8 protein-coding genes are annotated in these 16,054 nt (G+C 53.5%); 4 read left to right on the forward strand and 4 right to left on the reverse strand.

The genetic code is table 11. The features are described from left to right. Nucleotides 1–3 precede the first annotated feature (3 nt). From DCC81_RS04090 to DCC81_RS04100, 3 genes are read right to left on the reverse strand one after another with little or no spacing between them, the layout of a single operon-like run. Nucleotides 4–1,278: a DUF4959 domain-containing protein gene (locus DCC81_RS04090; RefSeq protein ID WP_108685313.1), complete on the reverse strand. Its 1,275-nt coding sequence runs from the start codon at nucleotides 1,276–1,278 to the stop codon at nucleotides 4–6. A 47-nt stretch (nucleotides 1,279–1,325) separates the two neighbouring features. Beyond that, nucleotides 1,326–3,248 (reverse strand): RagB/SusD family nutrient uptake outer membrane protein, encoded by a 1,923-nt coding sequence (locus tag DCC81_RS04095; RefSeq protein ID WP_108685314.1) that lies wholly within the window; start codon nucleotides 3,246–3,248, stop codon nucleotides 1,326–1,328. A gap of 19 nt (nucleotides 3,249–3,267) precedes the next feature. Further along, nucleotides 3,268–6,543, reverse strand: a complete 3,276-nt coding sequence (locus DCC81_RS04100; RefSeq protein WP_108685315.1) for a SusC/RagA family TonB-linked outer membrane protein — start codon at nucleotides 6,541–6,543, stop codon at nucleotides 3,268–3,270. Between the two features lie 702 nt (nucleotides 6,544–7,245). Between DCC81_RS04100 and DCC81_RS04105 the strand changes: the two genes are divergently transcribed. Then, nucleotides 7,246–8,901 carry an RICIN domain-containing protein gene (locus DCC81_RS04105; protein ID WP_108685316.1) on the forward strand — a complete coding sequence of 552 codons (1,656 nt, stop codon included), beginning with the start codon at nucleotides 7,246–7,248 and terminating at the stop codon, nucleotides 8,899–8,901. Nucleotides 8,902–8,988: 87 nt separating this feature from the next. Here DCC81_RS04105 and DCC81_RS04110 read toward each other — a convergent pair whose 3' ends face one another. Beyond that, on the reverse strand, nucleotides 8,989–10,602 hold the full coding sequence (locus DCC81_RS04110) for a carboxylesterase/lipase family protein (protein WP_205686253.1): 1,614 nt from the start codon (nucleotides 10,600–10,602) through the stop codon (nucleotides 8,989–8,991). A 161-nt stretch (nucleotides 10,603–10,763) separates the two neighbouring features. Here DCC81_RS04110 and DCC81_RS04115 point away from each other — a divergent pair, with 161 nt between their 5' ends. From DCC81_RS04115 to DCC81_RS04125, 3 genes are all read left to right on the forward strand, one after another. Beyond that, complete coding sequence (locus tag DCC81_RS04115) at nucleotides 10,764–12,050, forward strand: helix-turn-helix domain-containing protein (RefSeq protein ID WP_108685317.1); 1,287 nt, start codon at nucleotides 10,764–10,766, stop codon at nucleotides 12,048–12,050. A 132-nt stretch (nucleotides 12,051–12,182) separates the two neighbouring features. Beyond that, a complete protein-coding gene (locus tag DCC81_RS04120) occupies nucleotides 12,183–15,053 on the forward strand; it encodes a TonB-dependent receptor (protein WP_108685318.1) in 2,871 nt (956 codons plus the stop codon). 54 nt (nucleotides 15,054–15,107) lie between these two features. After that, the gene (locus tag DCC81_RS04125; RefSeq protein WP_108685319.1) at nucleotides 15,108–15,923 is read left to right on the forward strand and encodes a tyrosine-protein phosphatase; all 816 of its coding nucleotides are present in this window, start codon (nucleotides 15,108–15,110) and stop codon (nucleotides 15,921–15,923) included. Nucleotides 15,924–16,054: the final 131 nt, after the last annotated feature.

Raw genomic sequence — 16,054 nt, forward strand, 5'->3', positions numbered from 1 at the left:
GGCTCATTTCGGGTTGCCGTACACAGACATTTCCATAATACCAAAGTAATTGTCAGTGCCACCCATGGTGTGGAAGCACTCCAGGCGCAGGTAGCGCACCTTGGGCAGGTCTATGGAAAGATCAAAGTTGAAGCCCGCGGCCCAGGTGGCCAGGTCCTCGTTGGTAAGCGGGTTGTGCGGGGGCCTGGGCGGCGCGTTGAACTTGCCCATGTTGATCCATCCACCGGCGGTGGCCTGGCCTACGGCTGGCAGCTGCGTGGTGTCGGCAGGCATCACTTCATCTACCGGGGTGTCATTGCGGCCCCATATCACCCACGTTTGCGGCGATCCGGAGGTCCATACGAACTCGTTGCTGCCACCGGTCCTGAACCAGAACATATAGCGGCTCAGGCGCGCGGACTGGCCCATGTCAAACGTGGCCCATGCCGGCCATATGAAAGGCTTGGAATCTGATTTGAGGATGGGCTGCTGCGTATTGTAGCCGGGCTCTCCGTTGTTGTTGTTCCAAAGATTGCTCAGGTTAAAATAGCCGTTCTGGTAGTTGGGTACATCCGTGGGCAATACAAAAGGCTGGAACAGTTGCTTGTCCATAAGGGTTTCATAGATGGGGTGGATGGTGCTGAACAGCGTGTCTGAAATATTGCCCCATTCATCCGTTACGTAAAAGCCAAATGGTTTGGGCAGTGTGTCATAACCGCGCAGGGTGTAATTAATGGAATCCGCGGTGCTGTAATGCTGGTCTTCAATGTCCAGGGAGTTGGTGTTGGCATTGGGCAGCAGGCTTACAATGCCCACGGCGTTCCGGGTTTTATTCACCGCTTTGATGTTTACGCCACCAAAGGCATTCTGCGCCGCCAGGGATGCATATACCAGCTGGTAGGGCGGTGTATCGGGGTGCACGGTCACCACTACGGAATCGGATTTCACGTTGGCCCTGGACACCACGTACAATGTTACTTTATAATCCTGGCTTTTGGCAAACCCGCTTACGGTAATGCTATCAGAGTAATAGGAAGATTTTGTCTGGCGGGTCTTCTTATCACTGATGGCATAGTTAGCCTCCACGTACAGGATATTTTTGGAATCGGGCAGTGCGTAAGTGATGTAGGCGCCCCCGTTAAAGTTGCTCACCTTCACCGACGTTACAGGGCCTGGTTTGGTCTTATCGTTGGATACAATATCGTTGTAGCCGTCTATTTTCCTGCAGGCGTTGTTAAAGAGCAGCGCCCCCAGGAACAACAGGCCCATGCAGTGTGGAATATATTTTTGAAATTTCATGTGCTTAGGTTGTTAGATTTTCAAATGATTGGATTGCCATCAGCGCCTTACCAGTAGGGCGTTTGCACCAGGTTGGGGTTGTACAGCAGGTCTGCTTTCTGTACAGGAAAAAGGTAATCCCTCAGGGCAAACTGCGGCTGGAACACCGTATGCAGGTTATAATACTCGCCGGTGGTCTTGGATTGATTCATCACGTTCCATCCCAGGAAAGGATTTACCAGTACACTTTGCAGCTCCTTCCATCTTCTCAGGTCCCACCCGGCCTGTCCTTCAAAGGCCAGTTCTATTCTTCTTTCCTGGTGAATGATCTGGCGCAGGCCATCCTGCGTATTGGGCTTGGCCGGGTTCTTTGCATATTGCGCCCATGCGGCCTGTACGCCTTTGAGGCCCGCCCTGGCGCGCACCAGGTCTATCCAGTTATAGACTTCCGCGCTTGGGCCGCTTACTTCATTCAGGCACTCTGCATACAGCAACCACATGGCCGGCAGGCGCATGAAAGGCCAGGAGTAATTGTAGGTCTGGAAATTATTATCACCGGAGGTGGTTTGGTAAGGTACCAGTTTACGGGGCCAGTAGCCGGTGGCATTGTAGGCAATGGGATCCAGCGGGGCGGCGGGGCCATTCACAGCGTTGATCACATCCGGGTTGTTGTCGTCTGTATTGCCGGAGCCAAACCAGGTGCTGCCATCGAAAGCTACGTCTGCGTAGTAACGTGGTTCACGGTTCAGGTTACCTTTGTTGGTGCTGTAGCCTTTTTTCACATAGTAGCCATTCGCCGCATCGCCCTGTACCACTTTGTAACGGTTGTTATAATCCCAGTTCTTGTCTTCATTAATGGGCACACCGTTGTTCGTGTAGAACAATTCAGTTTCGGCCATGGGTACAGACAGGTTGGAGAAGAAGTTATATACCGTGGTGGAGATGGCATTCACCCGTGGCGAGGCCTGGATCTGGTAGCCGAAATAAGGATTGAGGGTCCAGATCTGTTCCGGGTTCCAGCTAAAGGTGATAGCGCCTTGCAGGGTAAGCAGCAGCTTGGTGGAGTCTGTCATGTGGGTAATGCCACTCTGCGCTACAAACTGGTAGAGGGCTGCGCCGTTCAGGTTTGCCGCGTCGATCGCAGCTTTGCAGGCATCTGCAGCGCGTTGCCATTTTGCCTTATCTACACCGGGGGAGAAAAGCTTGTTGCCATCTTTGCCCACAACGCTGGCGTAGTCCGGGTTTCCGTTGAACAGGGGGCTGGCTTGCGTGGCCAGTACTTCTGCTTTTACCGCCAGGGCAATGGTGGAGGTAATGCGGCCATCTTCGCGGATAGCGCTTTGAATAGACGGGGGCAGGTCGGGAATGGCTTCATCCAGCAGGCGTACCACAAAGTTAAAGCAGGTATCTACCGGCTGTTGTTTTTGTCTTACCTGGTCGCTGGTGGCGTTTACCGGCAGGGCTACATCCGCCAGGGGAATGGGGCCATACATGCGGATCAGCCAGTAGTGATAGTAAGCTTTCAGGAATTTGGCTTCTGCTATCCAGCGTTTTCTTTCCGTAACCGTTACATCCGGCGGCGTATTCACATTGTCCAGGAAGTTATTGCAGAAGCGGATGGATTGCCACAGGTTCAGGCCCTGGTTGTAGGCATCCCAATAATTGAGCAAAGGGTTTTCCGCGTTCTGGAAGCCCCGCAGCAGGTTAAAGCCCGCATCCTGGCCGGAGCCGCGGAAGCTTTGATTGCTGGGCAGGTCTATGGGGATGATCACTTCGCCGGAGGTGGTAAAGCCCGCATTGCGGCAAATGTCCGCCAGGCGTTGCAGGTTGGAATAGCAGTTGCCCAGCAGGTAGGCCTGTGCTTCATTCCGGTTGGTAAAAGAGCTGTTCAGTGTAGCCACGTTATCGGGCACAATGTCCAGGTACTTTTTGCAGGATATGATGGAAAAGGTAAGACAGAATAATAAAAATGGTTTGATCAAAGTCCTCATGGTCGTCAGGTTGTGATAATTAAAAATTGAGGTTCAGGCCAATGTTGAACACGCGCTGGATGGGGTAGGCAAAGCCCTGGCCGGCCATCTCGGGGTCCCACAGCTTAAAGTGGCTGAAAGTGAGCAGGTTCAGGCCATTGGCATAAATGCGCGCATTGTCCATGAAAGCCCTTCTGCTCAGGCGCTTTGGAAAGGTGTACCCGATCTCCGCAGATTTCAGGCGCACAAAGCTGCCATCGCGCATCCACCAGGTGCTTTGTTGCTCGTTGTTAGCCACGTCTGTAGCGGAGTAGCGGGGATACATGGCGTATAGGTCCTGGTTTTCCAGTGACCAGTGGTTATCTGCATATGCCTGCAGCAACTGGCCGTTGTTGACAAAGGGGGCTGTACCAAACTTGCCATAATAGAAGTCCACCTGCGATGTGGGGTTGATGAAAAAGCTCTCACGGGCCAGTCCCTGGAAGAAAGCACTGAGATCAAAATTTTTATAAGAGAGGGAGAAGCCGGCACCATAAATGATCTGCGGTACCGTGGGCAGGCCAATGGGTACCTGGTCATCACTATCAATAATGCCATCATGGTTAATATCGCGGTACTTGATGTCGCCACCCTGCGGAGGGTTGTTGCCAAACAGCTGTGGCGGGGAGTTGCGGGCTTCCTTATCATCCACGAAAAGCCTTTCCGCTACATAACCAAAGGGCTGGTTAATGGGTTTACCTTTCTGGAAGCGGTAGTCGTATTTATATTCCGGCTCTTCCTGGAAAATAGTTTTATTGGAGGTGGCCGTAAGGTTGCCCATCAGTTGTATGGACAGGTCCTTGGTAATGGCGTTGTTATAAGTAAGGTTCAGATCAAGGCCGCGCGCCGTGGCAATGCCCAGGTTTGCCTGCAGGTTGTCATTGGCCGTGTTTTCAATACCCACGCTCACCGGCATGTAGCCGCGGCGTATCAGGATGTGATCACGGTATTCATGGTAAAGTTCTGCAGTGATGTTTAAGTGTTTTAAGAAAGTAGCTTCTATGGCCACGTTCGATTTGCGGGAGCGCTCCCAGGTCACGTCCGGGTTGGGATATGCCTGGATGGTGGTGCCCCAGTAAGTATTGCCATTGGTGCTGCCAAAGGTCCCGGGCCAGGTACCCCTGCCCGCATCATCCGGTGTAACGCTGGAGAGGTAGAAGAAGCGCTGGCTGCCAATGTTATCGTTACCCACCAGGCCATAGCTGCCTCTCAGTTTCAGGCGGGTGATAACGTCTGCCACACCGCCCTGCCAGAACTTTTCGTTGGAGATCACCCAGCCGCCACCAATGGTCGGGAAGAAACCAAAACGGTGGTCTGCGGCAAAACGTTCAGAGCCGTTGTAACCAAAGTTGAATTCAAGAAAATAGCGGGAGTCGTAGGAATAAGACACCCTGCCGGATACGCCCAGGTTGCGGTAAGGCAGGGAAAGCAGCAGGGAGGGGACGTTAGTGCCCGGCTCATAAGCGTCGCCATACTGGGTTTGCTGGCGGGTGGCGATCAGCGTAGCACCCACGTTGTGCCTGTCAAAAGCATGGTTGTAATCCAGGGTGCCCTGCATGTACAGGTACGTGTACACACTTTTGGAAGACGGATCAGAGCTTATGCCCAGGAACTCCTGCGCTGCACCGGGACTGTCATTGATCCAGTCCAGTGTATAGTCTTTGGTGTGCGGATCATAGCTCTGTACCTGGTAGTAGAAGGGTTTGTAATTGCGGGTGATGGAAAAGTAGGAATAACGGTTGGTACTGAAAATACCATGGAAAGAAAGGCCTGGTATGAAATCCAGTTTCTGCGTCAGTTCAAACTGTGCAGACATCCTCGATTCCGAAAAGGTTTTATACCCATACATCAGGTCTGCATATGGATTGTCCATCAGGCTGCCGGTAAGGCGGTTATTATTGCCAAACAGGATATGCTTGGTGAGCAGGTTGGCACTGTCCGGTGCAAAGTAAGGGGCAAAGGCCACGGGATTTGCATGCAGTACCCTGGCATAAAGATCCGTGGAGAATCCGTCGTTGCTGCCGGTGATGGGGCCGGTGTAGTCATTGAAATTACCCCACAGGCGCACCACTACTTCCGTGGTTTTGGTAACGTTCAGGTTCACGTTGGCCCTTAGCTGGTAGTTCTCATATTTCATCCCGCTGTTAAAATTGTTCACAGGATTGTTCTGGAGAATACCATTGTCTTTTGAATAAGAGCCGGCCATGTAGTACTTGGCAAACTGGGAACCGCCGCTGGCGCTGAAGTTAGCGCGGTGGGTATTGGTCTGGTCTTTAAACAAAGTGCTCATCCAGTCCACCGCCGGGTAAATATAAGGGCTGCTGCCAGGTGCATGTTCCAGTGTTTGCTGGGTATTGTAAATGGCATTGGGCGTGTAAGGAGGTGTCTGGGAAGGATTGCGCGTGGTTACGGCTTCATTGTAACCTTTCATGTACGTAACAGGATCGGCCAGTTTAATGTTCTTTGTGGGCTGGGAGATGGAGTTCTCCACGCGCACATTAATGCGGGCCTTACCTATTTTACCTTCTTTGGTGGTGATGAGGATCACACCGTTTGCGCCCCTGGCGCCGTACAGGGCAGCGGCGCTGGCGTCTTTTAAAATAGAGAAGCTGGCAATGTCATCCACCTGCAGGCGGGCCAGGTCATTGGCGCTTAGCTCAATGTTGTCTACCAGTATCAGCGGGGAGCTGCTATAGCCCAGGGTGGTTACGCCGCGGATAAAGAAATTCGCATTGTCCATGCCCGGCTGGCCGCCCCGCTGGAAGGAGATCATACCGGCCACCTTGCCTGCCAGTGCAGTGGTAAGGTTGCTCGATGGCACTTTCAGCTCTCCCGGCTGGATGCTGGTCACGGAACCTACTACCGCTTCCCGCCTTTCTTTGCGGCCAAATGCGGTCACCACCACTTCCGAGATAGACGATGCCGCGGGGATCATCCGGAGATTGATGACGCGCGTTTTTTCGGTGACCATGATGTTCTGGTCTACAAATCCCACGGAGGAGAAATGCAGTAAAGAACCGGGAGCTACATCCAGCACAAACTTGCCGTGAACGTCAGAGTAAGTACCGGCATTCTTTTTTGCCGTGTTGATAACACTTACACCGTTGAGCATATTACCGGAAGAGTCGGTGATGGTGCCGGTAACGGTGATGGTATTTTGTCCTGAAGCAGTATTATTTAAGCAACAGCAACAGATAAATAATAGACAAAATACGGCCTTACGCGCGGGAAACCAGGTAGTTACCGCACGTTTTAAGTAAACGTGGATCATATTCATAAACGGGGAATTATCGTTGTTGCATAGCACTGGAAAATAACATGAGGAAAATGCCAACCGGTCAGGGAAACCCGCTTCATTCTTGCATTACTACGCTCTTCATTCAGGCAGTTAGTGAGGTGCTGGCTGGTGCAGTTTCACTAACGGGAAACGTGGTGGTCTATACTATCCTATACTACAAATATAGAAATTTTTATACCCTGCCAAATTTTTTCAGCAGCTGAAAGGGGCAGATGTTTATTTACTATTATGGATAGCTTATTTACTATTACTGAAAGCGCGTGTAATAGCGGCAGACCGGCCGTGGAACAGCGTTAGGACGCAATGGAAGGTACGGTTTGCCGGGATTCCTACCGGTAGCCAGCATGAAATACGGAGTGGCAGGAAAGGTATTTTACCCACCTGTCATACGGCGGTTAAAAGAGTCATTGTATTTGGTACGCAAACTCCCGACAGGAAAATATTTCATCCGTACCGGGTTTAAAATGGCGGAAGCATTTCACTCGCGTGTCTATTCCTATGAGACAGATCCATCGAAAAAAATTCCACGTAAGGCACTAAATACTGGTATGGCTATTATCTGCACTGTGGGCCAGATTTTACAGTAAGACACTGCGATAACCCATCCGCAGACGTGATCAGCGCAATGCCCCAAGTGGGGCTTCCCCATCGCATATTGTTAAACCAATAAACTCCACGCAAATGAAAAAAGCAGCACTCTTTCTCTGCCTGCTGGTAATGGCCGCCTGTAAACAGGATGTGCTGAAAACCACGACCACAGGTACTTCTACCGTAGCCCGCTCTCCGCTCACGTCTCCACCGGATTACGCCACGGTGACCATTACCAACGTAAACAGCGGTAAGTTCCTGGAGGTAGCAGGCAACCCTACTGCCAATGAAAAATTTAAAGACAACACGCTGCTGCAACAGTGGCAACTCTCCGGTTCCGTGAGCGCGCAGGACAACTGGCAGAAATGGCACCTCATTTACCAGACCACGGCAGGCGGTGTGCGGTATTACCAGATCCGCAACCTGTTCAGCGGAAAGCTGATAGACGTGCCTTCCGGCACCAATGTAAGCGGCACGGTGCTGCAGCAGTATGCATCCTTTCCGCTGCCGGCAGACCAGCAGCTCTGGAAGCTGCAGGACCTGGGTGGCGGGCAGTATAACATTGTGAACAAAGGCAATGGCCTGGCACTTTCCGTATCCGGCGGGTCTACCGCCAATGGCGCCCAGGTGATCCAGGAAACGGCGGCCAGCGGCAACAAACAACGTTGGTCCATTGACGTTATAGCGGAAGATACCTGGCGCGATGATGCCGTGGTGAGGTTCTTCTTCCGCAACAGCACCAGCCAGGGCTCTGCCGCCTTTGACGAGGGTACCAGCATTCCCCTCACCTGGAGTGGCAACAATGGTAAGGTGCTGTGGATCACCCAGGATGCCTGGGATGGCTCACAGTTGCAGTCCAATAGCATGTTTAACTGCAACGATGTTTTCCGCTACAACAACTCCGTGCTCATTCAACCCAGCCACACCGACTGGAGCCCGGGGAACACGCCCAACATGACGATCAACAACAGCAACAACGGCCGCCCCCTGCAGGTCTTTAACAACCAGCCCGGCACCGACTGGTCATGGCCTGGCCCCGGCGTGGAAATAGGAGACAAGGTGTATGTGCAATGCGGCGAAGGCACCTCCTTGACGGCTTCTAACCAATCGCTGTACCGCCTTACCCAAAGCACCGGCACCCAGTGGGTGGCAGAGCGTTTTCAACCTAACGGCTTCTCCGGCCAGACCACTGTTTCCTATTCTTCCGGCATGGTAAAACCCGGTGACGGGTATGTGTATGCTTTTGGAAGTGAGGGTGTAGGTTATGGTTACAACAGTTATGTGCACGTGGCCCGCTTTGCAGAAAGCAGTCCCTTTGTATGGCAGTACTGGAGCGGTTCCGCATGGATCAGTACTGTGACCACCGGTGCCGCATCCAAAGTGGCGGATGGCCTGGGTACTAACGCCATCGCCTATGTGAATGGCAAGTATGTGCAGGTGACCATGGACCAGGGTTTCAATTGCGACGCAAGCCGCAATATCTACATGGCCACGGCTACATCCCCCACCGGGCCATTCTCTACGCCGGTGAAGGTGTATGCCATCCAGGAATATTTCAAAGGCCAGTATGCGCGGTACTACACCCCGGCCATCCACCCGGAATTTGCGAGCGGACATAATGAATTACTGGTGACGTATTGTTTGAATTTCTCCGCATGTGGCCAGGCATCTTGCGATGGCAGCTACCTGGACCCGTATTTTTACCGGGTGAAGGGCATCCGGGTGCCCTATTCGAAGATCGGGTTGTAGAAAACAGGTGCACGAAAACAGTGGCATATAACAAGGGGCCGTATCATGGTTGTTGATACGGCCCCTCCCTTTTATGTTGGCATGCAGTTACTGCTGCATATACTCCTTGTCCAGTAACAAATACCGCGCACGCTTGGTTTCCCTGCGCAGCACCGTTTGCACATCAATATCGATATAAGACACCTTGTTGTTATCCCTGACCGCTTCCCATTTGGTGAGGCCGGGCCCGTTCGGGTTGCCTGTCTTTATGAAATTAGCAAAATAGCTTTCCATCGTGTCAGACACTTTATAATCGTCCGGTGTCCAGGCATATACTTTATTGGTAGCCAGGTTGCCCAGTGCATATTCAATCTCCGACGCGTGCCCGGCGCCCATGGCTTTGGGTTGCGCCGGTTTGGTGCCATTGCCTTTGATCACACCGCCTGCCAGGCCCGCCACAGCGTCTTTATCCACCATCGGCGGGCGCATGCGGGAAAAGAGATAGCAGTAAACGGGCTGCCCGCTGGTTTGTACATGCAGGTCTGCCCACTTCCACGTGCTGTACACGATAAAACGGTCGCTGCTCAGGTCTGTGGCAGAGCGCATCACTTCCTCATCCGTGTTGCCGGGGTATAGTTTCAGGATGTCCGCGGCGCGGTCGCCATAAAGTTTTTCCAATACCTTTTTGTAATTATCCGGTGTGGGGGCCAATGGGCCCATGATAAACTGGTAGGGCACTTCAGCAGAGTTCCAGCCGGCCAGCAGGGGCACGCGGGCCTGTTCTCCGGCGGCAAATATTTCCGGCAGGGATTTAGGCAGCAGGTAGCCGTCTATCGTGGCGTTAGTACCCGGTGCACCCGGCTGGAATGCGGCATCCAGCAGCTTTTCCGCGGGCAGGGCGCGCAGGGAATCCAGGGTGGTCACGTGTATGCGTTCGGCCAGTTTTACGCCGTTCTGTTCTGCTTCTGCCAGGGGGATGGGATACAATGTGGGTTTAATGGCGGCACCACTTTCGCCGATGGCGCCTGCAATGAGATCTTTAGACAAAGGAGAGGCCATCTGTACGGATACGGAAATACTGCCGGCCGATTCGCCGGCAATGGTAACACGCTTGGGATCTCCACCAAAAGCGGCAATATTCTGCTGCACCCATTCCAGGGCAGCATGCTGGTCCAGGTAGCCATAATTGCCGGAAGAGTGATGGGGAGATTCTTTGGTAAGATCCGGGTGTGAAAAGAACCCGAAGATGCCGAGGCGGTAATTAACCGTGATGGCAACAATGCCGCGGCGGGCCATGCTCTCCCCATCGTAGCGGGGTTCTGAGCCATCGCCGGCAGCGAGGCCTCCACCGTAGAAGTATACGAGCACCGGCAATGCCTTGCCCTTGCCGGCGCCGGCGGGTGCCCACACATTCAGGTACAGGCAGTCTTCACTCAGTCCATCTGAGCGGAAGCCCATATCGCCAAAGATGGGCTTCTGCATGGCGCGCGGCCCAAAGTGGTCGGCCTTGCGCACGCCGGTCCAGTTTTGTACGGGCTGGGGCTCTTTCCAGCGCAGGAGACCAGTGGGAGGCTGGGCAAAAGGAAGGCCTTTGTACGAGATCACTTTTGCATCGGGGGTAGGATAGCCTTCTACTATACCATTTTTCGTGGTGACCTGTTGCTGGCTAAAGGCGGGCACCGCCAGCAGGAGCGTGGAAAGTGCCAGGAGAGCATGTTTCATATATGCGTGGAGTTTTTCGATGCTTAAGATAATGAATAAATCAGGGATGCAGAATCTAAAAACCGCCGCCACTGGCAAGGGTTTCCGCGCGCCCGGCTTCCCAATTTAACCCTGCGGTAACATTGCTATTTTAACTTAGCCCCGGACATCCGTGAGCAGCTATGAATTACGTCATCTTCCTCGGCCTGTGCCAGGCCCTGATCGCACTTTTCCTTTTGCCGGCATCCCGGGCCAAACGCCCGGCCAATGAGTGGCTCCGCTGGTTGCTGGCCTGCATTTGCCTGCACCTCACTTTTAAGTTCATCATCTTCACCGCGGTGCCTTTTGTAGAAATGCGCCGTACCTTCAACACCTTTGTGGGCCTGGCTTACGGCCCCCTGCTGTGGATCTTTGCCCGGAAGGTGCATAACGACCGCTTTAAGCCATTCCGCTACTGGTACATCTTCTTGCCGGCCATTGTCGGCGCTTTCGGGTACCTGTTTGTAGCCATTTCCACCATGGTGCGCGGGCAATTGCCCCTGGTTTTCCTGGATGTGTACAATAAATATGTGCTCTATTGCAGTTATGGTATGGCGGTATTCCCCATCCTTACCCTGCGCGTTTCCCGGCGGTTGTCCGCCTTCTGGAACATAGAGCGCCGCCTGCTGCGCCAGTTTTCCGTGATCCTGGTATCCCTCAGCTGTATAGCCGTAACAGGCACCCTCCTGCCTTACGTCAACGGGTTAGGGCTGGACCCGGACGTGACCAACATTGCCATACGCATTTTTGTGTACGCGCAGCTGATGGTGGGCTGTGTGCTGATCATCCAATATGAACTGAGCCTGCAGCGCATCCTGGGCCAAACCACCCCACCCGCCGCCTTGCCGGAAGAAGCCGTCCCACCCGCCGCGGTGGGCGCATTTGCCGCAGGCGCACTCATACCGCATCCCACACGTCCTGTTGTTATACACACCGAAATGCCCCCGGGACCGGCACCATTGGCCGCAGGCCCCCATACCCTCCTTGTTATAGCGGAGGCCAATCCTGAAGAAGAAGCGCCGGCCCGCAAATCCCTGCTGGACGCAGACCAGCTGATGGCCCTGAAGATGCGCCTCATCCAGCTGATGGAAAAGCAAAAGATCTACACAGACCCGGACCTTTCCCTGGAAAAACTGGCCGCCCTGCTGCAGGTGCCGCGTAACCAGGCATCGGAACTGATCAACACAGGCGTGGGCAAATCCTTCTACCAGTTTGTCAACGAATACCGCATCCGCGAGGTAGTGCGGTTGCTGGACAAATGCATCCGCCACGGCGCTACGCCTAACATCCTTTCCCTGGCCTTTGAGGCCGGCTTCCATTCCAAATCGTCGTTCAACGGATACTTCAAAAAAGTGACCGGCTACACACCTTCTGCCTACCTGAAACGCGACCACGTGACCCGCCTGCTGGCACAAACCGGCTATCGTTAACGTTAGCTTAATGTGGCTAACGCGTTGAAGATCAATCCAGGCAAGTGCGTAATGATCCGCGGGCGTGCGGTTGTACCCACGAAGTCGACCCGGGGCGGAATGCGCCGCAGCTTTGCGAAAACTTTTGTTAGTATGTCTCATTGCTTATCCAAAAAGTCTTTGCGCAAACTGCTGCTGGCTGCCCTCCTGGGGCCTGCCCTTGGCACACAGGCACAGCTGATCAAAGGGGTGGTTACCAGTAAAGAGGGCCAGCTGCCGGGTGCTACCGTACGGGTGAAGAGTACCCACCATCTTGCCTCCACAGATCTTTCCGGTGGGTTTACCCTCAATGCCCAGGCAACGGGCCACCTTACCATACAGGTATTTTACGTAGGCTATGCCATGAAAGAAATGGAGCTGGATGTAAAGAAAGGGGTGAATGATGCCGGCCTGCTGGAACTCTCCCCGGTAGAAGGTAAGCTGGGCGCGGTGATCGTGAAAGGAACCATGGCACCTTCCCAGGTAAAGGCATATAGCATCAAGAAAAACTCCGTGGCCATCATGGACGTGATCGCGGCAGATGCGATTGGCAAGCTGCCGGACCGTAATGCCGCGGAAGCCGTACAGCGTGTGCAGGGCGTGGCCGTGAGCCGCTACCATGGCGAGGCAGACCAGGCCACGGTGCGGGGTACCCCATTTGCCTGGACCTCCACTTTGTTCAATGGCATACACCTGCCTTCCGGCAATCCTATGGGCACCCGCGCCTCCGTGCTGGACGTAGTGCCTTCTGAAATGATCCAGTACGTGCAGGTGACCAAAGCCATCACGCCGGATATGGAAGGCGATGCCATTGGGGGTGCTATCAACTTCATTACGCGCACCGCGCCCCAGCACCGCATCCTGAACGTGAGCGGCGCCGGTGGTTACAATAACTTTTCAAAAGACGGTACCTACAACGCATCTGCAGTGTATGGCGACCGTTTCTTCAAAGGCAAACTGGGTGTGATGGTCTCCGGTGCGGTGTGGAACCGCAAGTGGGGCACTGACTCTTATGAAGTGGCTTACAACACCGGGCTTTCCAGCCCTGTACAGCAAAGATCCATCAGCACCCTGGACATGAAGCGTTACATGGGCACCCGGGAAACCTACGGTTCCAGCGTGGGATTGGAATATAATTTCAACGCCGGCAATAAGATCTTTGCCCGTGGTATGATGAACAAGTTTAACGACATCCGCCCCGTATACGAAAGCTGGTTTGATTTTAATAACAGCCGCTATCAATACACTTACCGCTACTCTTACTACCAGACCAAGCTGAATGGCGGTGAAGTAGGCGGTGAGCACCAGCTGGGCGCCAAACTGAAACTGGACTGGAGTGCCGCGGAATATTATTCTTCCTACTACCTCACCACGCCGCCTACCAATGCCAGCAAAGGCTTGCCCATTGCCTATTTCCGCCAAAAGATCGCAGGCGGGATAGATGGCCTGAGCAGCGATGGTAAAAAATACCTGAAGATGGACGCTCCAGATGGTATTGGTGATGACCCGATGCATATCCAGATGCATCCCAAGGACCTGAAGGAAGTGATGGACCCGTCTAAACTCACGTTACAACAACTGGTCATCGCTTCGCTGAACAATAGCGACCGTGATAAGGTAGGCCAGGTGAACCTGAAGCAGACGGTTAATAGTAAACTGACGCTCAAATACGGCGCTAAGTACCGCAACAAAACCCGCGATGGCATTAACCAGGCGTCTTACGTATGGCTGCCCGGCGCCGCGCTGGGTATCCCGGGATCGCCGGCCCTGGTAACGCTTAGTTCAATGGACCGTACCAGCTTCCCCACCCGCGGCGGGTTCTTTAAAGAGCTGGGTAGCCCGTATAATGCGGAGATCATGGACCCGCTCACCAAGGATCAATTGTTCAAATTGTATGACACGTCCTTCCTCAATAAGAATGGCTTCCGCAACTTCTCACCTGCCAGCAATGCTACGCTGATCTATCATGGTCATGAAAACGTGTTTGCCGCTTACGCGATGGCAGATTACAAAGTGAATGAAAAACTGCACGTCACGGCCGGCCTGCGTGATGAGCACACCGCTTTCCAGCTGAACAGCTCCACGCTTACTACCAATAGCACCGGTACGGTCATTAGCCCGGTAACGGTGAGCAAAAGCTACAATTCCCTGCTGCCCATGGTGCATGCCAGGTACAGTGTGAATGACCAGCTGAATGTGCGTGCCGCCTTTACCCGCACATTTGTACGCCCCAATTTCACAGACCTGAACCCCGGGGAATCACAGAACCTCACGCAAACGCCGGCTACCATCACCAAAGGCAACCCGGACCTGAAGCCCACCTATTCCAACAACTATGACCTGATGGGAGAATATTACTTCAGGAACATTGGCCTGGTGAGCGGTGGTGTGTTTTACAAAGACCTGAGCAATGTGATCTTCAGCGACCAATCCACTACCCTGGATGCCAACAATAACACGGTGCTGATCACGCAACCCAAGAACCTGCAAAAGGCTTCCCTGGTGGGCGCAGAAGCGGGCATCAACAAGCGTTTCGACTTCCTGCCCGGTTTCTTCAGCGGATTGGGCGTGGAATTTAATTACACCTATATCCATTCCAGCACCACGGTGCCCCGCACCGTATCCGGCAAAGTAGTATACGACAAAGCAGCCCTGCCCAACCAGAGTAAAAATCTTTTTAACGCCATCCTGTTCTATGAAAGAAAAGGTGTAATGGTAAGAGTAGCGGGCAACTACCGCGGCCGGTCTATAGAGACACTGAGCCAGCAACTGGGCCCACAACTGTACACATATGCAGACAACTACTTCACCATTGATGCATCTGCTTCCGTCACCCTTACACCGCGCCTGCGCGTGTTTGCAGAATTGAACAACCTTAACAACGCGCCGCTGAAATATTACCTCGGCGACCCGCACCGCCCCACACAGGTGGAGTGGTACAGCCAGCGTGGCCAGGCGGGCATCCGTTGGGATATTATCAAGTAAACAATTTCCAACATCAAAAGGGAAAATACTAACCTGACAATCTAACTATCTGATATGAAAAAGATATTTTTCAGCATTGCCTGCTGCCTGCCCTTGTTTGCGCATGCGCAGCTGGCAGATAGCACTGTGCGCCTGGTGCATGTAAAAGGTGCCGTGAATTTCCGTGACATTGGCGGTTATAAGACCAAAGACGGCAAAGCCGTGAAGTGGAATAAAGTATACCGGTCCGCGGATGTGAGCCACCTTACAGATGCAGATATGGATACGCTGCGCCAGCGCCACATCCGTAATGTGCTGGATTTTCGCGGGGTGAAAGAGAGCCAGGCAGCGCCGGATCATTTGCCCGCGGGTACGGCTTACCTGTTGCTGCCGGCTGGCAGTGACAGCCTGCCCAATGCAAAACAGATGCAGGAAGCCATGAAGAGCGGTGACAAGTGGATGCTGGATTTTTATGGTAATCCACAGTACCTGGGCCCGCGCTACAAAGCGTTCTTCAGCATGCTGCTCACCATGCCCCGGGATGAAGCCATGATGTACCACTGCACCGGTGGCCGCGACAGGACGGGCATGGCTACTGCGTTACTGCTGTACGCCCTGGGTGTGCCCATGGAAACCATCAATGCAGATTTCACCGCATCCAACGTATACCTGCAACCCATGTATGGCCGTATGTTCCAGCAGATGGGCGCCGGCATGACACCGGAGCAGGTGGAGCAAATGAAACAGGCCCTGGAACTGCGCCCGGAACTGCTGGCCGCCATGTTTGCCGGCATTAAGCAGCATTATGGTACCGTGGAGCATTTCATGCAAGCGGAACTGGGTGTTGGCCCCAAACAGGTAGCCCAGCTGAAAGCAATGTACCTTAACTAACACTTCCCATCCTCAAAAAACCCGTGCGTGCCATTCCACTGCGCGCGCCTGTACGAAGAAAGCCTTTGCATGCAACTGCATGCAAAGGCTTTCTTTTTTGTATTTTTCTGGTACACTTTGTAACCTTTCCA

Origin of the sequence: Chitinophaga parva, assembly GCF_003071345.1 — a bacterium.
In the GTDB taxonomy this organism is placed as follows: Bacteria; Bacteroidota; Bacteroidia; order Chitinophagales; family Chitinophagaceae; genus Chitinophaga; species Chitinophaga parva.

Bases quoted from the DNA above. Each gene is read 5' to 3' on its own strand.
- DCC81_RS04105 (WP_108685316.1), top strand. From the start codon at position 7,246: ATGAAAAAAGCAGCACTCTTTCTCTGCCTGCTGGTAATGGCCGCCTGT.
- DCC81_RS04095 (WP_108685314.1), bottom strand. From the start codon at position 3,248: ATGAGGACTTTGATCAAACCATTTTTATTATTCTGTCTTACCTTTTCC.
- DCC81_RS04120 (WP_108685318.1), top strand. From the start codon at position 12,183: ATGTCTCATTGCTTATCCAAAAAGTCTTTGCGCAAACTGCTGCTGGCT.
- DCC81_RS04115 (WP_108685317.1), top strand. From the start codon at position 10,764: ATGAATTACGTCATCTTCCTCGGCCTGTGCCAGGCCCTGATCGCACTT.
- DCC81_RS04090 (WP_108685313.1), bottom strand. From the start codon at position 1,278: ATGAAATTTCAAAAATATATTCCACACTGCATGGGCCTGTTGTTCCTG.
- DCC81_RS04125 (WP_108685319.1), top strand. From the start codon at position 15,108: ATGAAAAAGATATTTTTCAGCATTGCCTGCTGCCTGCCCTTGTTTGCG.
- DCC81_RS04100 (WP_108685315.1), bottom strand. From the start codon at position 6,543: ATGAATATGATCCACGTTTACTTAAAACGTGCGGTAACTACCTGGTTT.
- DCC81_RS04110 (WP_205686253.1), bottom strand. From the start codon at position 10,602: ATGAAACATGCTCTCCTGGCACTTTCCACGCTCCTGCTGGCGGTGCCC.